At 72.4% G+C, this 18,214-nt stretch carries 18 protein-coding genes; 10 read left to right on the forward strand and 8 right to left on the reverse strand.

The features are described from left to right. Positions 1-41 precede the first annotated feature (41 nt). From MED01_RS29395 to MED01_RS29415, 5 genes are all read left to right on the forward strand, one after another. Positions 42-1,388, forward strand: a complete 1,347-nt coding sequence (locus MED01_RS29395; RefSeq protein WP_274526472.1) for an aldehyde dehydrogenase family protein — start codon at positions 42-44, stop codon at positions 1,386-1,388. A 5-nt stretch (positions 1,389-1,393) separates the two neighbouring features. Beyond that, a complete protein-coding gene (locus tag MED01_RS29400; RefSeq protein ID WP_030489498.1) occupies positions 1,394-2,161 on the forward strand; it encodes a 3-oxoacyl-ACP reductase in 768 nt (255 codons plus the stop codon). Positions 2,162-2,214: 53 nt separating this feature from the next. Further along, positions 2,215-2,913, forward strand: a complete 699-nt coding sequence (locus MED01_RS29405; RefSeq protein WP_238671735.1) for a gamma-glutamyl-gamma-aminobutyrate hydrolase family protein — start codon at positions 2,215-2,217, stop codon at positions 2,911-2,913. A 47-nt stretch (positions 2,914-2,960) separates the two neighbouring features. Further along, positions 2,961-3,512: a pyridoxamine 5'-phosphate oxidase family protein gene (locus MED01_RS29410; protein ID WP_238671736.1), complete on the forward strand. Its 552-nt coding sequence runs from the start codon at positions 2,961-2,963 to the stop codon at positions 3,510-3,512. A gap of 193 nt (positions 3,513-3,705) precedes the next feature. After that, positions 3,706-7,365 carry a SpoIIE family protein phosphatase gene (locus MED01_RS29415; protein ID WP_238671737.1) on the forward strand — a complete coding sequence of 1,220 codons (3,660 nt, stop codon included), beginning with the start codon at positions 3,706-3,708 and terminating at the stop codon, positions 7,363-7,365. A gap of 26 nt (positions 7,366-7,391) precedes the next feature. Here MED01_RS29415 and MED01_RS29420 read toward each other — a convergent pair whose 3' ends face one another. Further along, entirely contained in the window at positions 7,392-7,706 is a 315-nt protein-coding gene (locus tag MED01_RS29420) for an STAS domain-containing protein (RefSeq protein WP_238671738.1), read from the reverse strand. Between the two features lie 95 nt (positions 7,707-7,801). Here MED01_RS29420 and map point away from each other — a divergent pair, with 95 nt between their 5' ends. Continuing rightward, a complete protein-coding gene (gene map / locus MED01_RS29425) occupies positions 7,802-8,659 on the forward strand; it encodes a type I methionyl aminopeptidase (RefSeq protein ID WP_238671739.1) in 858 nt (285 codons plus the stop codon). A 55-nt stretch (positions 8,660-8,714) separates the two neighbouring features. Beyond that, positions 8,715-9,428, forward strand: coding sequence for a VIT1/CCC1 transporter family protein (locus MED01_RS29430; protein WP_238671740.1), 714 nt, complete (start codon positions 8,715-8,717; stop codon positions 9,426-9,428). A 6-nt stretch (positions 9,429-9,434) separates the two neighbouring features. Here the strand turns inward: MED01_RS29430 and MED01_RS29435 are convergent, their stop codons facing one another. From MED01_RS29435 to MED01_RS29465, 7 genes are all read right to left on the reverse strand, one after another. Continuing rightward, positions 9,435-10,163 (reverse strand): nucleotidyltransferase domain-containing protein, encoded by a 729-nt coding sequence (locus tag MED01_RS29435; protein ID WP_238671741.1) that lies wholly within the window; start codon positions 10,161-10,163, stop codon positions 9,435-9,437. Positions 10,164-10,255: 92 nt separating this feature from the next. Beyond that, entirely contained in the window at positions 10,256-10,756 is a 501-nt protein-coding gene (locus tag MED01_RS29440; protein ID WP_238671742.1) for a nitroreductase/quinone reductase family protein, read from the reverse strand. Between the two features lie 74 nt (positions 10,757-10,830). Beyond that, positions 10,831-13,611: an FtsX-like permease family protein gene (locus tag MED01_RS29445; protein WP_238671743.1), complete on the reverse strand. Its 2,781-nt coding sequence runs from the start codon at positions 13,609-13,611 to the stop codon at positions 10,831-10,833. Further along, a complete protein-coding gene (locus tag MED01_RS29450; RefSeq protein WP_372493747.1) occupies positions 13,608-14,342 on the reverse strand; it encodes an ABC transporter ATP-binding protein in 735 nt (244 codons plus the stop codon). Before MED01_RS29450 ends, MED01_RS29445 begins: the two co-directional genes overlap by 4 nt. Further along, entirely contained in the window at positions 14,339-14,941 is a 603-nt protein-coding gene (locus MED01_RS29455; RefSeq protein WP_238671744.1) for a PadR family transcriptional regulator, read from the reverse strand. The genes MED01_RS29450 and MED01_RS29455 overlap by 4 nt, the downstream gene beginning before the upstream one ends. A 52-nt stretch (positions 14,942-14,993) precedes the next feature. Then, positions 14,994-15,431 carry a ferritin-like domain-containing protein gene (locus MED01_RS29460; protein WP_238671745.1) on the reverse strand — a complete coding sequence of 146 codons (438 nt, stop codon included), beginning with the start codon at positions 15,429-15,431 and terminating at the stop codon, positions 14,994-14,996. Then, complete coding sequence (locus MED01_RS29465; RefSeq protein ID WP_238671746.1) at positions 15,428-15,955, reverse strand: hypothetical protein; 528 nt, start codon at positions 15,953-15,955, stop codon at positions 15,428-15,430. The genes MED01_RS29460 and MED01_RS29465 overlap by 4 nt, the downstream gene beginning before the upstream one ends. Before the next feature lie 155 nt (positions 15,956-16,110). On the opposite strand from MED01_RS29465, the gene rimP reads away from it, so the two are divergent. Genes rimP through MED01_RS29480 form a run of 3 tightly spaced genes read left to right on the forward strand, consistent with a single transcriptional unit; the run spans position 16,111 to position 18,177 of the window. Continuing rightward, a complete protein-coding gene (gene rimP, locus MED01_RS29470; RefSeq protein ID WP_238671747.1) occupies positions 16,111-16,788 on the forward strand; it encodes a ribosome maturation factor RimP in 678 nt (225 codons plus the stop codon). Beyond that, positions 16,785-17,828, forward strand: a complete 1,044-nt coding sequence (gene nusA, locus MED01_RS29475) for a transcription termination factor NusA (protein WP_238671748.1) — start codon at positions 16,785-16,787, stop codon at positions 17,826-17,828. Before rimP ends, nusA begins: the two co-directional genes overlap by 4 nt. A gap of 16 nt (positions 17,829-17,844) precedes the next feature. After that, entirely contained in the window at positions 17,845-18,177 is a 333-nt protein-coding gene (locus tag MED01_RS29480) for a YlxR family protein (protein WP_238671749.1), read from the forward strand. The last annotated feature ends 37 nt before the right edge of the window (positions 18,178-18,214 follow it).

The following is an 18,214-nucleotide window of genomic DNA, read 5'->3' on the forward strand; positions in this document are numbered from 1 at the left end:
ATGATCGACCGGGACGGGGAGGGGTGCGACGCGTGACGGTTCTGGTGGATCCCGCTAGCGGGGTGGGGTTTCGGGAGGTCGCGGCGGCCTCTGTGGACGAGGTTGACGCGGCGATCTCTGCCGCTGCCGTGGCATTCGAGACCTGGCGTCAGGTGGGGGCGGGGGACCGGGCGCGGTTGCTGCGGCGGTTCGCCGCGGTGGTCGACGCGCATCTGGACGAGTTGGCAGTGCTGGAGGTGCGCAACTCCGGGCACACCATCGGCAACGCCCGGTGGGAGGCGGGCAACGTCCGCGACGTTCTGGACTACTACGCCGGCGCGCCCGAACGGTTGACCGGGCGGCAGATCCCGGTGCCCGGTGGGTTGGACGTCACCTTCCACGAGCCACTCGGTGTGGTTGGCGTGATCGTGCCCTGGAACTTCCCGATGCCGATCGCCGCCTGGGGGTTCGCCCCGGCGCTCGCCGCCGGGAACACAGTGGTGCTCAAGCCCGCCGAACTGACCCCGCTCACCGCGCTACGCCTGGCCGAGTTGGCCAGCGAGGCGGGCCTGCCCGACGGTGTCTTCACCGTCATCCCGGGCGAGGGCTCGGTGGTGGGGGAGCGGTTCGTCACCCACCCGGCGGTCCGCAAGATCTGCTTCACCGGCTCCACCGAGGTCGGCACACGCATCATGGCCGGCTGCGCAGCTCAGGTGAAGCGACTCACACTGGAGTTGGGCGGCAAGAGCGCGAACATCGTGTTCGCCGACGCCGACCTGGAGCGCGCCGCCGCTACCGCGCCGGGCGCGGTCTTCGACAACGCCGGCCAGGACTGCTGCGCACGGTCGCGGATCCTGGTCCAGCGTTCGGTGTACGACAGGTTCCTGGAACTGCTCGAACCAGCGGTACGCGCGGTGCGCGTCGAGAACCCTTCCCGGGACACCGCCGAGATGGGCCCGCTGATCTCCGCCGCCCAACGGGACCGGGTGGCCGAGTACCTCAGCGGGGCGACCGTCGCCTTCGCCGGCTCCTGCCCCGACGGCCCCGGGTTCTGGCACGCGCCCACTGTGCTGCTGGCCGACTCGCCAGCCGACCGGCACTGGCGGGAGGAGATCTTCGGCCCGGTGGTCTCGGTGCTGCCGTTCGACGACGAGGCGGACGCGATCCGGCTCGCCAACGACACCGAGTACGGCCTCTCCGGCTCGATCTGGACCCGGGACGTGGGTCGGGCCCTGCGCCTGGCCCGTGCCGTCGACTCGGGCAACCTCAGCGTCAACTCGCACTCCTCGGTGCGCTACTGGACCCCGTTCGGCGGGATGAAGCGCTCCGGGCTCGGCCGCGAGCTGGGCCCGGACGCGCTCCACTCCTTCACGGACGTCAAGAACGTGTTCATCGCGACGGAGGAGTGACGCCAGTGCAGGGTCGGTTGCAGGACCGGGTGGCAGTGGTCACCGGAGCAGGCAGTGGCATCGGGTTGGCCACCGTGAGACGGTTCGCCGCTGAGGGGGCCCGGGTGGTCTGCGTGGACATCGACGCGGCGGCCGGTACGAAGGCCGCCGAGGAGTGCGGCGGCGAGTTCGTGGCCACCGACGTGGCCGACGAGTCGGCGGTACGCGACCTGTTCGACGGGGTGGCCGACCGGCACGGCCGGGTGGACATCGCGTTCAACAACGCCGGCATCTCACCGCCCGACGACGACTCGATCCTGGACACCGGCCTGGACGCGTGGGAACGGGTGTTGCGGGTCAACACCACGAGCGTCTACCTGTGCTGCAAGTACGCCATTCCGCACATGCGTCGGCAGGGCAAGGGCTCGATCATCAACACGGCCTCGTTCGTGGCGTTGATGGGTGCGGCCACGTCGCAGATCGCGTACACCGCGAGCAAGGGCGGGGTGTTGGCGATGACCCGGGAGCTGGGTGTGCAGTTCGCCCGTGAGGGCATCCGGGTCAACGCCCTCTGTCCCGGCCCGGTGGCCACACCGTTGCTGCTGGAACTCTTCGCCGCCGACCCGGAGCGGGCCGCCCGCCGGCTGGTGCACGTGCCGATGGGACGCTTCGGGCAACCGGAGGAGATCGCCGCGGCGGTGGCGTTCCTGGCCAGCGACGACGCCTCGTTCATGACCGCCGCGCAGTTCGTGGTCGACGGCGGCATCACAGGCGCCTACGTCACCCCGTTGTGAGCGCGAGGAGTGGGCCGGGTTTGCGCGCCCCACAGTCGCGAACGGTGCCGGCAGTGCGCCGACGCCCACTGATCGGGATCAGCGCGTACGTCGAACCCGCCGACTGGGCGGTCTGGCGGGGTGTGCGGGCCGTGCTGGTGCCGGAGGCGTACTCGCGGGCGGTGGCGGCCGCGGGTGGCCGGGCGGTGGTGCTGCCACCGGACGACGTGGACGCGGATGTGGTGGCCGTCCTCGACGGGTTGCTGTTGGCTGGTGGCGCGGACGTCGGCCCGGGGCGGTACGGCCAGCCGCCCGACCCCCGTACCGAGGACCGGCCGGACCGGGACACCGGCGAGTTGACACTGTTGGCCGCCGCGCTCGCCGCCGAGGTGCCGGTGCTGGGCGTGTGTCGGGGAATGCAGTTGCTCGCTGTCGCGTACGGCGGCACGTTGCACCAGCACCTGCCCGACGTGGTGGGTCACGAGGCGCACCGCCCGGCACCAGGGGTGTACGGCGCGCACGCGGTGCGGTTCGCGCCGGGGAGCCTGGCCGCATCGGTGCTGGCCGGGGTCGACCAGGTCAACTCGTACCACCACCAGGCGGTCGCCGATCCGGGCCGGCTCACGGTGACCGGTTGGGCGGGGGACGGGGTGGTCGAGGCGGTGGAGGATCCGGCCCTGCCGTTCGTGCTCGGAGTGCAGTGGCATCCGGAGAACGAGTCTGATCCCGCCCCGATCACGGCGCTGGTGCGGGCCGCCTGCCGGCGGGTGTGACCGGGATCGCCCCCGCCCGCGCACGGCACCGGTGGGAGGATCGGCGCATGGGCAAGGTCTATCCGGAGATCGACCATCGACTGCGTGACTTCATCGTGGCGCAGCCGCTCTTCTTCGTGGCGACCGCCCCGTCCGGGGTCGAGGGGCACGTCAACGTGTCACCGAAGGGCATGCGGGGCACGTTCGTGATCCTCGGCCCGCACCGGGTGGCCTACCTCGACTATCACGGCAGTGGGGCGGAGACCATCGCCCACCTGCGGGACAACGGCCGGATCACGCTGATGTTCTGTGCCTTCGACGGCCCGCCGAAGATCGTCCGCTTGCACGGTCGGGGCAGCAGCGTCGCGGTCACCGAGGACGCCTTCGCCGATCGGCTCGCCGAGTTTCCCGCACCGCCGGACGTGCACGCCGTCCGGGCGGTCATCACTGTCGAGGTGGAGCGGGTCAGTGATTCCTGCGGATACGCGGTGCCACTGATGGACTTCCGCGCCGAACGCGATCTGTTACTCACCTCACACTCCCGCCGCAGCACCGATGATCTGGTCGTCTACCGGGCCACCAGGAACGCGGCAAGCATCGACGGACTGCCGGTCTTCTGACTCGTCAGGGCGTTCCGGCCACCGCCGTTCGACGCCGCCGTCCACCCGCACTGTCCGGTGCCCGACGGCCCAGGCGTACGTAACCAGCGTCCATCGCTCGTGATGCGTTACGTTGCTGGTCCGCTGGGGTACAAGTCGGAGCACGGCGGGTGAAGATCAACGGTCGAGGGGTACGGCCGGAGCGGGAGGCTGCATGAGCTCGGCCCAGGGGGGCGCGGACATCGGGCATGCCGCCCTGTCCGGTCGTGAGACCCCGCCGATGCTGGCGGCCGCATTCGCGGCCGGCGGCGAGATGGGCGAGCGGCTGGCTTCCTTCGACTGGTCCTCCGGCCCGCTGGGTGAGCCCGGTCAGTGGCCCCCGGCGCTCTCCAATGCGGTCGGCATGATGCTCGCCTCCAGCGCGCCGATCGTCATGTTCTGGGGCGACGAGCAGTTGGCCTTCTACAACGACGCATACCGGCCGACCATCGGCGGCAAACACCCGGACGTGATCGGCCAACCGGCCCGCGCGAACTGGGCGGAGACCTGGGCGGTGCTCGGCTCGCTGCTCGACAGCGTCCGGAGCACCGGTCGCTCCTATCGCGGTGAGGACCACCCCTTCCTGCTGAACCGTTACGGTTTCGTCGAGCAGACCTACTTCAACGTCTCGTACGACCCGATCCGGGGGGACGACGGCTCGGTCAGTGGTGTCTACTGCATCGTCAGCGAGACCACCGGACGGGTGCTCGGCGAGCGTCGACTGCGAGCGTTGTCCGAGCTGGGTGCCGAGCTGAGCGACATCGGCAGCGCCACGGAACTGGGTCGGACGGCGGCCGGGGTGCTCGACCGGCACCGGGCTGACGTGCCGTTCGCCCTGGTCTGTCTGGCTGACGACAACGACCAGCTCACAGTGGCCGGCTGCACCGGCACCACCCCGCCCGCCGTCGATGTCGCAGCGCAGTTGTCGGCCCGGCTGACCGCCGATGGCGCGCCCGCCACGATCGAGGCGGCCGCTCTGCTCGACGCGTTGCCTGTCGACGCCGCCGACCAGGCGCTCGTGCTGCCACTCACGGCGACCAACGAGACCGTCGGCGCGCTGGTCGTCGGCGTGGCCCGTCAACTGCCGCTCAACGACGACTACCGCGACTTCCTCAGCCTGGTCGCCGCCCAGATCTCCCGGGCGCTCGGCACCCAGCGGGCGTACGAGCAGGAACGGGCCCGCGCCGCCGAGCTGGCCGCGCTGGACCGGGCGAAGACCAACTTCTTCGCCAACGTCAGCCACGAGTTCCGCACCCCGCTGACCCTGGTGCTCGGTCCACTGGAGGACATGCTCGCCGACCCGGAGCTGCCCGCCACCGAAACCGACCGGCTCACCATGATGCACCGCAACGCGCTGCGCCTGCTCAAGCTCGTCAACACAGTGCTGGACTTCTCCCGACTGGAGTCCGGTCGGCTCGCCGCCCGCTACCAGCCCACCGACCTCGCCGGTTACACCGCCCGGCTGGCCAGCACCTTCCGCTCGGCCACCGAACGGGCCGGGTTGCGACTGGTGGTGGACTGTCCGCCGCTGCCGACGCCGGTCTTCGTCGACCGGGACATGTGGGAGAAGATCGTCCTCAACCTGGTGTCGAACGCTGTCAAGTTCACCTTCGACGGCGAGATCCGGGTGCGGATCCGGGCCGTTGATGGCGCGGCCCGCCTGGAGGTGACGGACACCGGCATCGGCATCGTGCCGGACGAACTGCCGCACGTCTTCGAAAGGTTCCACCGGGTCCCCGGGGTGCGGGCACGCACCCACGAAGGCACCGGCATCGGCCTCGCGCTGGTCCGGGAACTGGTCGAGATGCACCGCGGCGAGGTCGGGTTGACCAGCCAGGTCGACGTGGGCAGCGCCTTCACCGTGACCATTCCGTTCGGGTCGGCGCACCTGCCGGCGGACCGGGTGGCGGCGTTCGACCCACTGCCAATGGGTGAGCCCGAGCAGGCCCGGCTCTTCGTGGCGGAGACCGCGCTGTGGGCAGGTGTCACGTCGACACCCGAGCTCGACCGACAGCGGACGAACGGCACCTCGGCTGGCCGGATCCTTGTCGTCGACGACAACGCCGACCTGCAGGAGCACGTCAGTCGCCTGCTCTCCCCGACCTGGGACGTCGTCACCGCGAACGACGGGCTCGACGCCCTGCCACTGGCCCGCGAGGGTGGGTTCGACCTGGTGCTCACCGACGTGATGATGCCCCGGCTGGACGGGTTCGGGCTGGTGAGCGCGCTGCGCTCGGACCCGCGTACCCGGCATGTGCCGATCGTGTTGCTCTCCGCCCGCGCCGGCTCCGCGGAGGCGGTCGCCGGTCTCGCCGTCGGCGCCGACGACTACCTCACCAAGCCGTTCTCCGCGCAGGAGTTGATCGCCCGGGTCCGGGCCAACGTCGAGCTGGGCCAGTTGCGCGGGCAGATCATCCGCCGGCTCCGGGCGCTGGCCGACGCGGCGGTGGCGGTGAACACCGCCAGGTCCACCGCCGATGTGCTCCAGGTCGCCGCCCGGCACGCGTTGAGCCTCGCCGAGGCGGTTCGGGTGGTGGTCACCGCGGCCGAGGCGCGCTTCGAGGCGGACGGCGGCGGCACCACCGCCGCCGATCCGTCCTTCGTGGCCGAACTGACCGGCACGACCGGCAAGCAGCTCGGTGAGCTGCAGGTCTGGCGGGCAGTCGGCGACGAGGCGCAGGCCGACGACGCCGCGTTGACCCAACTTGCCCGACTCGTCGGGGTGCGACTGGAGAACGCCCAGCTCTACGAAGCCGAACACCGCATCGCCACCACGCTGCAGCACAGCCTGCTACCCAGGTCGCTGCCCCAACTGCCCGGCGCGGTGGTGGCCAGCCGTTACCTGCCCGGCCGCGCCGACGTCGAGGTCGGCGGCGACTGGTACGACGCGATCGCCCTGAACGGCGACGAGCTGGTGCTGGTCATCGGCGACGTGGTCGGTAAGGGCGTCCGGGCCGCCGCGGCGATGGGGCAACTGCGCAACGCGCTGCGGGCGTACGTGCTGGAGGGCTTCGATCCGGGTGAGTCGCTGACCCGGCTCAACCGGCTGGTCGGCTCCACCGAGGGCCGCTCCTTCGCGACTGTGGTCTGTCTGCTGTTCAACCCGGGCACCGGTCGACTGCGGTACGCGAGCGCCGGTCACCCGTCCCCACTGTTGATCACCGGAGGCGACGTGGCGTTCCTGCATGACCGGGCGCTCGGTCCACCGGTCGGCGCCCTCCCCAACGCGACGTACGAGTCGGTCGAGGGCGAGTTGCCGGCCGGCACCCGACTGCTGCTCTACACCGACGGGCTGGTCGAGGACCGCCAGCTCGGCATCGACGCCGCACTGGCCCAGCTGCGCATCGACGCGGCCACCCCCAGTGAGCACGTGGTGGACCTGATCGACGCGGTGGTCGAGCGGGTCACCGGCCGGCCGCGCCGCGACGACGTGGCGGTTCTCGCCCTGGAGGCGGCGGAGCTGAACCGCTTGGCGCTGCGGCTCCCGGCGGACCCGACCCGGCTCAGTGTGCTCCGAAAGCGGCTGGAGGACTTCCTGGTCGCGCACTCCGTCGGCGAGACCGACCTGTTCGACCTGACCGTCGCCGTCTCCGAGGCCGCCGCGAACGCCATCGAGCACCCGGTCCACCCCGCCGAGGCCATGATCAGTGTGGAGGTGGCCATCGAGGATCGGACGGTGACGGCCACTGTGCGCGACAGCGGGCATTGGCGGGAGTCGACCGGCTCCGGCTTCCGGGGCCGCGGTCTGGCCCTGATCAGAGCGCTGGGCGACCTGTCGGTACGGCGTACCGCCGAAGGCACCGAGGTGACGCTGCGTCGGCAGTTGCAGGACTGACCGCGCGCCCGGCGGCGGCCGGGCGTCTAGGCCGGGTCGAGCCAGCCCTGTTCGCCGAGGCCGGAGATCTCCAGCACCCGACGGACCTGTCGGGACGGGCGAACGGTGAGCCGCCCCGGAAACTGCTGGGCGAGCCGGACCAGGGCGTGGATGGCGGCCGAGTCGAAGAAGGTGACAGCGCTCAGGTCGAGAGTGATCTTGCCGGCGGGCTCGCGCAGCGCCGTCTGGAGCATCGTGTCCGCTGTCGCCATGTCGACCTCGCCGGCCACCACGACGTGGAGGTGGTCACCGTCGATCTCGGCGCTGGCGGAGAAGACGGGCGGCGCTCCCCCTTGATCCACGCTGACACCATGGCACAGCCACCCTGGCAGGGCAACAACCTCCACCGGGCGGCCGTGGCGCGGGTCACCAGCGGCTCCGGCGATAGGCTTGCGGCATGACCGTCCGCCCGCCGCTGACACCAGGCACGCTCTCCCCGATGCGACCGGTGCCATCCCAGATCGCCCGACCCGAGTACGTGGGCAAGACGCGTCCGCGGGAGTGGCGTGGCTCGCATGTTCAGACGCCGGAAACCATCGAGAAGATGCGGATCGCCAGCCGGCTCGCCGCCCAGGCGACCCAGCTCGCCGGCGAACACTGCAAGCCCGGCGTGACCACCGACGAGATCGACAAGGTGGTGCACGAGTTTCTCTGCGACCATGGCGCGTACCCGTCGACACTGGGCTACAAGGGCTTCCCGAAGTCCTGCTGCACCAGCCTCAACGAAATCATCTGCCATGGCATCCCGGACACCACGGTCCTGACCGACGGCGACATCATCAACGTCGACGTGACCGCCTACATCGGTGGGGTGCACGGTGACACCGACGCCACCTTCTGCGTCGGCGAGGTCAGCGAAGAGGCCCGGCTGCTGGTCGAGCGGACCCACGAGGCGATGATGCGCGGCATCCGCGCCGTCGCCCCGGGACGACAGATCAACGTGGTGGGCCGCGTCATCGAGTCGTACGCCAAGCGGTTCGGCTACGGCGTGGTCCGCGACTTCACCGGCCACGGCATCGGCGAGGCCTTCCACAGCGGCCTCTACGTGCCGCACTACGACAGCCCGCGCCCCACGGACATCATGGAGCCCGGCATGACGTTCACCATCGAGCCGATGATCACCCTCGGCACCTACCAGTACGACATGTGGGACGACGGGTGGACAGTGGTCACCAAGGACCGGAAGTGGACGGCGCAGTTCGAACACACCATCGTGGTGACCGACGACGGCCACGAGATCCTGACCCTGCCGTGAGCGCGAGGAACGCAGCGAAGCGGAGTCCCGCAGTCGCGAACGAAGGGCAGGCACCGTGACCGACACCCCAGCGGCGCTGCGCGAGGCGCACCACGCGGACGTCTCCGGCGGCTGGCTGCGCCCGGCCGTCTTCGGCGCGATGGACGGCCTGGTCACCAACATCGCCCTGATCGCCGGTGTCGGCGGCGGCGGGGTGTCGCCCCGCAGCATCGTGCTCACCGGCAGCGCCGGCCTTGTCGCCGGTGCGATCTCCATGGGCCTCGGCGAGTACACGAGCGTGCGCTCCGCCAACGAGCAGGTTGCCGCCGAGGTGGCCAAGGAACGCCGGGAACTGGAACGGCACCCCGAGGCGGAGGCCCGGGAGCTGGCCGACGCGTGGGTGGCCAGGGGCCTGCCCCGGGACCTCGCCACCCAGGTCGCCGAGGCGGTGCGGCGCGACCCGGAGGAGGCGCTGCGGGTACACGTCCGCGAGGAGTTGGGCGTCGACCCCGACGACCAGCCCAGCCCGTGGGCCGCGGCGATCTCGTCGTTCCTGTTCTTCTCGCTCGGCGCGCTGGTCCCGCTGCTGCCGTACCTGCTCGGCACCACCGAACTGTGGCTGGCGCTCGCCGTCGGCGGGCTCGGGCTGTTCGTCGCCGGTGCCGTGGTGGCCCGATTCACCCACCGTCCCTGGTGGACCAGTGGGCTGCGCCAACTGCTACTGGGCGCGGCGGCGGCCGGCGCCACCTACCTGATCGGCTCGCTGATCGGCGTACCGGGCGGGCTGTGACGCGCGTCAGGTGCTGAGCAGCTCGTCGATCGTGCCGTCGACGGCGCGACCACGGGCGGCCAACTCCTCGGCCTGCCGGGCCAGCACCACACCCACCTCGGTCATGTCCGCCCCGGCCAACCCGGTGCGCCGCACCGCGTCCCCCGGGTCACGGAAGTAGGTGCGACTCAGCAGACCGGTCACCGTGGCCGCCGCCAGCCGGGCCTCACCGAGCATCAGCAGAGCCTGATCGGTCTCGTACCACTCGGCCAGCCGGGCCGCCCGGGAGTGCGCCGCGCTGCCCCGGTACCACGCCTGGCGAGCCGCGGTGCTGAACTCCGCCGGCCGGGCTCGCGCCAGCCGGCCGAGGTGCTCGTCGCGCAGCGTCCGCAACCAGCCCGTCGGATCGTGCAACGCCTGCGTGGTGACGTACCGGTCGGCGGTCAGCGGCCAGAGCGGGGAGAGCACCCGGGCCTGGGCCAGGTAGTCCTCGGCGGAGGCCACTGTCAGATCGACGAGAACCCCGTCCACCCGCCGGGTCGCCGGTGACGGGCCGGACCCGGGTCGATAGGTGACCACCAGCATTCCGGCCTCGCGGTCCCCGCCGCCGTCGTCGTCCCCGTGCGCCAGAGGCCCGTGCACCGCGATCGCCAGCGCATCGGCCGGGAACCGGCGTCGGACCGCCTCGGCGACCCGCTCCGCGACCGTCCACCGTCGATCGTCGAGGCCCCTGTCGACGCCGGCCTGCTCACTCATCGGACCAGCTCTGTTCGCGGCTGCGGGGCTCGTAACCCCGGCTCACTCCTCGCGCTCACGGGACCACCTCGCCTTGGCTACCGAGCGTCAGCCTAGCCAGCCGACGGCGGAGCTTCGGGCGCGCCGCGCCCGGTCGGGGCCAGCCGGAAAATGTGGATCTCCCGGCCACCGGCCCGCTGCACGTACGTGTGGTACGCGGGCCACGCGGTGACCAGAAGCTGCCACAACCGGTCCCGTTCGACGCCGGAGGCCCGCTCGGCCCGCACCGCGACCCGCCGGCCCTTCACGTCCACCTCGGCGGCCGGGTCGGCGAGCAGGTTCATCGCCCAGCCGGGGTGGTGGGTCTGCCCCCAGTTGGAGCCGATCACCACGTACGCGTCGCCGTCGGGCACGTAGAGCAGCGGATTGCTGCGGGGCTTGCCGGAGCGGCGGCCCGTTGTGGTGATCAGCAGGGAGGGGAGCAGGCCGAGCGCGACCACCCGGCCCCGGGTGAGTCGACCAACCATCCGATCGGCCGGAACCAGCAGGCGCGCTGTGGCGCCGAACCAGCGATGATGACCGACTCGACGGACGACATTCCTGAGCACTGACACGTCGGTCAGTCTGCCGGCTGCCCGGCCCCGGCGGCACCCCCGCGCGGTCCAGTTTCGGTCGCCCCGCGGATCGGTCAGTCCAGCCGCCGTTCGATCGGCAGTCGGGCCCGGGTGAACAGGCCCGCCCCGAGCATCGCCACCACCGGCACCAGCACCAGGACCCCGAGCGCGGGCCAGGGCACCAGAAACGGGTACGGATCGGTTACCGGCCAGTCACTGGCGTACTGCCGGTTCACCGAGACCAGCACGATCGCGGCGGTGCCGAGGCCGGCCACGATGCCGAGCACCGAACCGAGACCGGCGATCACCCCGGCCTGGCAGATCGCCAGCAGCCGGCGTACCGCTGGGGCCGCGCCGACGGCCGCGAGGGTGGTCAGTTCGGCTCGTCCCTCGGCGGCGGCGAGCGCGGTCGCGACCCCGGCCGCCCCCACCGTGATCAGCCCGGCCGCCGCCGCGAGCAGCAGGAGCAGCGGTGAGACGTCGCGCGGCGGGCCGCCGGTCTCCACGCTCAGCGAGAGCGTCCCGAAGGGCCGCAGGGCGGCGGCGAACCGTGCCTGTTGCTCCTCGTCGGGCGGGGTCGTGGTGCCGATCACCCAGCCGGTCGGGGACCAGCTCAGGCCGAGTTGTCGGGCCGCGGTGGTGGACAGCATCAGGCGGGACTGGCCGGTCGCCCCGGGCAGCGCGTACCCGGGAAGGTCAAGAACGGTCTCCCGGTCCGGGGCGGCCTCCCTCTCGCGGACCCGGACGGTCACCAGGCCGTCGTGCAGGTAGCGCGGGTCGGTCACCACCACGCCGCCGGCCCGCAGCACCGCTGTGGCGGCGGCGGTCGCGGCCGGGTCCGCGCCGGTGAGCAGGGGGAGCGCCGTCCCGTCGTCGACTCCGGGCTCGACGTAGCCGCCGAAGTAGTCCGTCTCGCGGGTCTGGCAGCGGGGATCCGCGCGGGCCTGCTGGCGGTGCGCCTCGGGGAGTTGAACACCCGGCTGCCAGGGGCAGGCCCGGGTCGGCGGGAGCACTGGCGCGATGTCGCAGTAGCCGGTGCGTTCCGTCCCGCAGCTCGGTGTCTGCACCGGGGCGACCGCGCCGACCCCGAGCTGATTCCGGGCCGCGTCGGTGATCTGGGCCAGCGTGGGCTGCCCGGTCGTTCCGACCGGGTAGACCAGTACGTGGCCGGTCGGCAGCGCCGGTCGGTAGGCGCGAGCTTCCCGGGCGCCGTCGCTGGCCAGGTATCCGCCGAGGGCGACACTGCTGGCGACGGCGGCCATCACCGCGCAGATGGCCGGTGCCGCGGCGGCCCGGTTGCGGCTGGCATCGCGCAGCGCGATCCGTGGTGCCAGCGGCAACACCCGGCCGAGGCGGGCGAGCGCCCCGAGCAGCGTGGGTGTGCAGCAGACCAGGCCCAACTCGCCGAGGATCAGCCCGGTGAGGATCACCGCCGGGGAGGTCTGGGTGGCCCCGAACGCCGCCAGCCCCGCCCCGCCGACCACCAGCGCCAGTCCGAGGGCCAACCACCGCCCCGGGGATTTCGCCGGGGTGCGTCGTCCGGCGAGCCCGGCGCTGACGTCCTGCCGGGCGGCGGTCCACGCCGGTGCCAGCGCCGCGAGCACCCCGGCCAGCACCGCGACGCCACCGAGCAGGACCAGCGCGCTCGGCCAGCAGCGGTAGCCGCCGAAGCGGGCGCTGAAGACGTACTGCTCCATCAGCGGGCGACCGGCGAACGCCGCGCCGACGCCGACCAGCAGGCCGGCGGCGGCCCCCAGCACACCCAGCACCACACCGTCGGCCAGTACGACCCGGCGAAGCTGGGCGGCGTCCCCGCCCGCCACCGCTACCAGCGCCAGGTCCCGTCGACGGCGACGGACGCCGACGGCGAAGGCCGGCCCGACCAGCAGGACGACCTCCAGCAGCCCGAGGCCGGCGATCAGGACGCCGGTGCTCAGGTCGTTGGGGTTGTCTCCCATGATCGAACCGAGCCACGTCCGGTCCGCTCCGGGCGCCGAGCCGGTCGGGTGTCGCGCGGTGACCACCACCCCGCTGTCGTTGAGCCGGGACACCAGCGCAGCGTCGACGGTGCCCGGCACGTCCGCCAGCCAGACACCGTCCGGGTCCGGCCCCGGACCGGTCGACGGCACGGCACCCGGATGCAGCGCCACCACCGGTCCGAGGTCGTCGGGAAACTCGACCACCCCCACCACCGTGTACGCCCTGCTCCCGTCGGCGGCGGCCACGGCGCGGCCGAGGCGCAGGTCCAGGCGGCGCAGCGCCACCGGGCTGACCGCGACCTCACCGGGCTGTTGCGGTGCCCGGCCGGCCCGGAACCGCACCAGCCCGCGGGCCAACGGATCGGTGAGGTCCAGCACCCGACCGTCCACTACCTCGTCGCGGTGCGGGCCGCGCAGTGTCAGCGGAACGCGCTGACGCACCTCGGTGACCCGGCTGCCCGGCCCGAGCAGTGCGGTCAGCCGTGCCGCGGTGACCTTCGCGCAGAACTCGCCGTCGCGGGTGTACCAGCCCTCACCCCACTCGTCCTGCCCCACCGGGGCGTTCGCGATCCACTGCAACTGCGCGTCGGCCACCCCGAGCCGGCGGTCGACGCGTTCCTCCGGGGTCAGCTCGGCCATGTCGTAGCTCGCCGCCAGGAAGGCCAGCGCCGCCACCGGCATGGCGATCATCGCGAGCACCAGGGCGGTCCGCCGTCGGGCTCGGCGTGACTCCCGTCGGGCGATCCGCAGCGCCGCCCGCCAGGAGCCGGTCAGCTCGGCGAACCGCCGCCGGCCGACCGGGGCGGGCGGTGGGACCAGCCGCGGCGACGCGGTGTCGGCCCGGCCGAGGGCCCGCGTCGGGCGGCGGATGGTCACCGGTCGCTGCCGGACAGCAGTTGCTCGACACTGCCCAGCGGTGCCGTCGTGTCGACGAGGACGCCGTCGCGGAGGAACACCACCCGGTCGGCCCAGCCGGCGTGCCGCGCCTCGTGGGTGACCAGCACTCCGGCGGCGCCCGCGTCGATCCGGCGGCGCAGCAGGTGCAGCACCGCCTCACCGGTCTGGGAGTCCAGCGCCCCGGTGGGCTCGTCGGCGAGGACCAGCCGGCGTTCGCCCACCAGCGCGCGGGCGATGGCCACCCGCTGCTGCTGCCCGCCGGAGAGTTGGTCCGGGAAACGGTCGCCCAACGCGGGTAGCCCCACCTCGGTGAGCGCGGCCATGGCCAGTGCGCGGGCCCGACGTCCGCTGGTCCCGTCGAGTTCCAACGGGAGCGCCACGTTCTCCAGTGCGCTCAGACTGCCCAGCAGGTTGAGCTGCTGGAAGATGTAGCCGATCCGACGGCGGCGCAGCTGGGCCAGCCCGCGGCGGTCCAGCGCCCCCAGCGGCTGCCCCTCGACCCGGACCTCGCCGCCGGTCGGACGGTCCAACCCACCGGCGAGAGCCAGCAGCGTCGATTTGCCGGAGCCGGACGGCCCCATCACGGCGACCAGCTCGCCGGGCCGGACGACCAGGCTGACGCCGCGCAGCGCGTGCACCGCCGCCGGCCCGACGCCATGGGTGCGGTGGACGGCGCGTAGGTCCAGCACCGCGTCGTCCGATCCGCTCACCGTCTTGCCTCCTCGCCGGCCCATCGAGCCGCGTCCCGCGCGTCGGGGTCATCGGGTCGGGAAGCGGGAGGCGCCGGGCCGCTGGGTTGATGCCGGACCAGACTGGTCTCGCAGTGGTCCAGCCAGCGCACCTCGGCCTCGGCCTGGAACACCATCGAGTCCAGTACGAGGCGCCAGGGAAGGTCCTCCGGCCGGTTGCTGCCGTACTTCAACCGGGTCAACTCCTGAAGGGCCCGCATCGTCGCGCTGCGTTGGGCCTGCACCACCGACCGGACGTCGACCCCGGGGGTGGTCAGCGCCAGCGCCAGCTTGATCGCCAGCTCGTCACGGGGGCGGTCGGTACGGCTGATCGGGGTGGCGAACCACAGCGCCAGGTCCGCCCGGCCGGCGTCGGTGATCTCGTACGGGCGCTGCCCGGCCTCGCTCTCCGGCAACGGGCGCACCAGACCGTCCCGTTCCAGCCGGGACAGCGTGGTGTAGACCTGCCCGATGTTCAGTGGCCAGGTCGAGCCGGTCGACTCCTCGAACGCGGCGCGCAGCTGGTAGCCGTACATCTGGCCGCGTTCGAGCAGGGCGAGCAACCCGTGACGGATGGACATGGAAACGGAGTATGCATACCTGGTATGCGTACCGCAACCGGAGTGGACCGGCTCAGGTCGGTCGACCGGGAAACGGGACGGTCAGCGGGGTCAGCCCCGCAGTCTTCCGCCACCGGGTGGCCCGCACCGCGTACTCGACCAGGGCGGCAAGCGCCTGGTCCCGTTCGGCGCCGGTGGTGGACGCCAGGGCGGCCCGCCAGTGCGCGGCCGTGCGCTCCTCCACCTCGACGGCGAGCCGCAGGGCGCTGGCCCGGTCGGTGACCGGGAACGGCAGGGCGTACCCGGCGCGGTCCGGCGGGACGACGCCGCCGGCAGTGGTGAGCTGTACCACCAGCGCGTCGCGCCGGTGCCGATGCGCGGCCTCCGCCTGGCGTGCCGCGTCCCGTGCCGCTCCGCTGAGCCGGACACCGATCCGTCCGTAGGCGTAGATGGCCGCGTACTCGGCGGACAGGGCGGAGGCGAGTGCCTCCCCGGCGGACGGCTGCCTCACTTCAGTGCCTCCTGATGAGTCGCCCGGGCGGCGACGATCGACCCGAGCAGTGCCGCCCGCTCCGCTGGCGCTGCGGCGCAGGCGGCGGCGGCGGACTGCTGGGCGGTCTTCTCCAGAGCCCGCAGGGCGGCGCGCGCGCCGTTCGGATCGGCGGCCGGTGCGGTGGTCGGGGCGGCGGGGGCCGCCGACGGCACTGTCACCCCGATCACCCGGGCCAGCTCGGCGGCGTGCGCGGTGTGCGTCTCGGCGATCGGGTTGAGCCGGTCGGCGAGCTCGGGATGGGCGGTCGCGTTCGCCCGGTACGCGGCGGCCAGCGCGAGTGACTCGTCCACCATCGGCCGCAGCGGGTCGGGCGGCGGGGCTGGTTGGTCGTCGCGGTCGAAAAGATCACAGCCGGTCAGCGGCGTCACGGTGCCGCCGAGCACCAGCAGCGCCCCGACCCCCAGGAGCTTTCGCCGGGAATGTCCGGATGCTTGGTCGCGCTGTGTCGTTCTGCCGATCCCCACCGGCCAAGTCAACACCATCCGTGCCGGTCCGGGGGTCACCGGCGTCGGTGCGCCGCCCGGTCCGCCGCCGGGCAGGCGCGTTACGCTCTGCGCAACCACCGGCGTGTCCACTCCGGTGGCGTGCCGGCATGGCGGGACCACGGGTCCCCGTCGACCAGGGAAAGGGTGCGGAGATGACGCAGCGTGGCCGTGCCACCAGGCCGACGGGTCGACCCCGCGGTGCGGCGGGCCCCCGCGGCGGTGACCTCGCCGCCCGACGGGACCGACTGCGGGCCGTAATCGAGCCGGTGGTCAACGACGCCGGCTACGACCTGGAGGACCTGTCGGTTTCCCGGGCCGGCCGACGGCACGTGGTGCGGGTGATGGTGGACACCGACGGCGGGATCGACCTGGACGCCGTCGCTGACGTCTCCCGCGCGGTCTCGGCGGCGCTGGACGCCGCGGAGGAGACCGGTGGCGACATCGTCGCCGGCGAGTACCAGTTGGAAGTCAGCTCGCCCGGCGTCGACCGACCGCTCACCCTGCCCCGTCACTGGCGGCGCAACGTGGGTCGACTGGTCAAGGTGACCGCCCGGGGGGCGGCCGCGCTGCCCGGTCAGCGGGGCGAGCAGCCCGCCGGTGACCGTCAGCTGACCGGCCGGGTGGTCGCGGCCGACGACGAGGGCGTGCACCTGGAGACCGACGACGGCCGCGCCGCCTGGGCGTACGCCCAGCTGGGCCCGGGCCGCGTGCAGGTCGAGTTCACCCGGCTCGCCGAGCTCGGTGAGCCGGACGACGCGGACGATTCCGACGAGTTCGACGATTCAGATGACATCGACGACGAAGATGATGTGGAGGACGAGGAGAGGTGAACATCGACCTCGCGGCGCTGCGCGCACTCGAGCGCGAGCGGGAGATCCCGTTCGACACGATTCTCGCGGCGATCGAGACCGCGTTGCTGACCGCCTACCGGCACACCGACGGGGCCGAGCCGCACGCCCGGGTGGAGATCGACCGTAGGTCGGGCGCCGCCCTGGTGTACGCGCAGGAGATGGATGCCGACGGCAGCCTGGTGCGGGAGTGGGACGACACCCCGCACGACTTCGGCCGGATCGCCGCCATGACCGCCAAGCAGGTGATCCTCCAGCGGTTGCGGGAGGCCACCGACGAGGTGCACTTCGGTGAGTACGTCGGCCGCGAGGGTGACCTGGTCACCGGCGTGGTGCAGGCGCACGAGACGCGTACCGAGAAGGGCATCGTCAGCGTCGACCTGGGCAAGCTGGAGGGCGTGCTGCCGCAGTCCGAGCAGGTGCCCGGCGAGCGGTACGCGCACGGCGAGCGGGTCCGCTGCGTCGTGGTGCACGTGGCCAAGGGCATGCGCGGGCCGCAGATCACCCTGTCCCGGTCGCACCCGGCTCTGGTCAAGAAGCTCTTCGCGCTGGAGGTGCCGGAGATCGCCGACGGCACCGTCGAGATCGGAGCGATCGCCCGTGAGGCGGGCCATCGCACGAAGATCGCCGTCCGCTCCACCACCCCCGGCGTGAACGCCAAGGGCGCCTGCATCGGCCCGATGGGTCAGCGGGTGCGAGCCGTGATGAGCGAACTGCACGGTGAGAAGATCGACATCATCGACTGGTCGGACGACCCGGGCACCTTCGTGGGCAACGCGTTGTCGCCGGCCAAGGCGCTGCGGGTCGAGGTGGTCGATCTGGCCAACCGGGCCGCCCGGGTGACAGTTCCCGACTTCCAGCTCTCGCTCGCTATCGGTCGGGAGGGGCAGAATGCCCGACTCGCTGCCCGATTGACCGGTTGGCGGATCGACATTCGTTCCGATGCGGAGCAGACCGCGCCGGCAGCGCGTGGGGTCACTGATCACGTGCGGGAGCCGGGCGGCGCGATCTCGGGGAGCTAGGGGTAGACTTCCTCCAGTGGTACGACGCGCGCAGCCGGAGCGCACCTGTGTGGGTTGCCGGCAACGTGCGCCGGCCAGCGAATTGCTGCGGATCGTCGCGGTCAGGGACGAGGCTGGTAACAGTCTCCGGCCTGATCCACGCCGCAGGCTGCCGGGTCGGGGAGCGAACATGCACCCGGATCCGGCCTGCTTCGCGCTGGCGGTGCGGCGCCGCGCCTTCGGGCGTGCGCTGCGCAGCACCGAGGTCCTCGACCACGGTGCGCTGGCGGAGCACGTCGATGCGCCAACCACTACGTCCGGTCAGCCCGACCGGGCGAGGGTCGCTAGCAGGGTAGGACGACCGACATGAGCACACGATGAAGTCCCTGAAATGACCAGGCTTCAAG

It is taken from the genome of Micromonospora alfalfae, from assembly GCF_022230925.1.
GTDB classification, from domain to species: Bacteria; Actinomycetota; Actinomycetes; order Mycobacteriales; family Micromonosporaceae; genus Micromonospora; species Micromonospora alfalfae.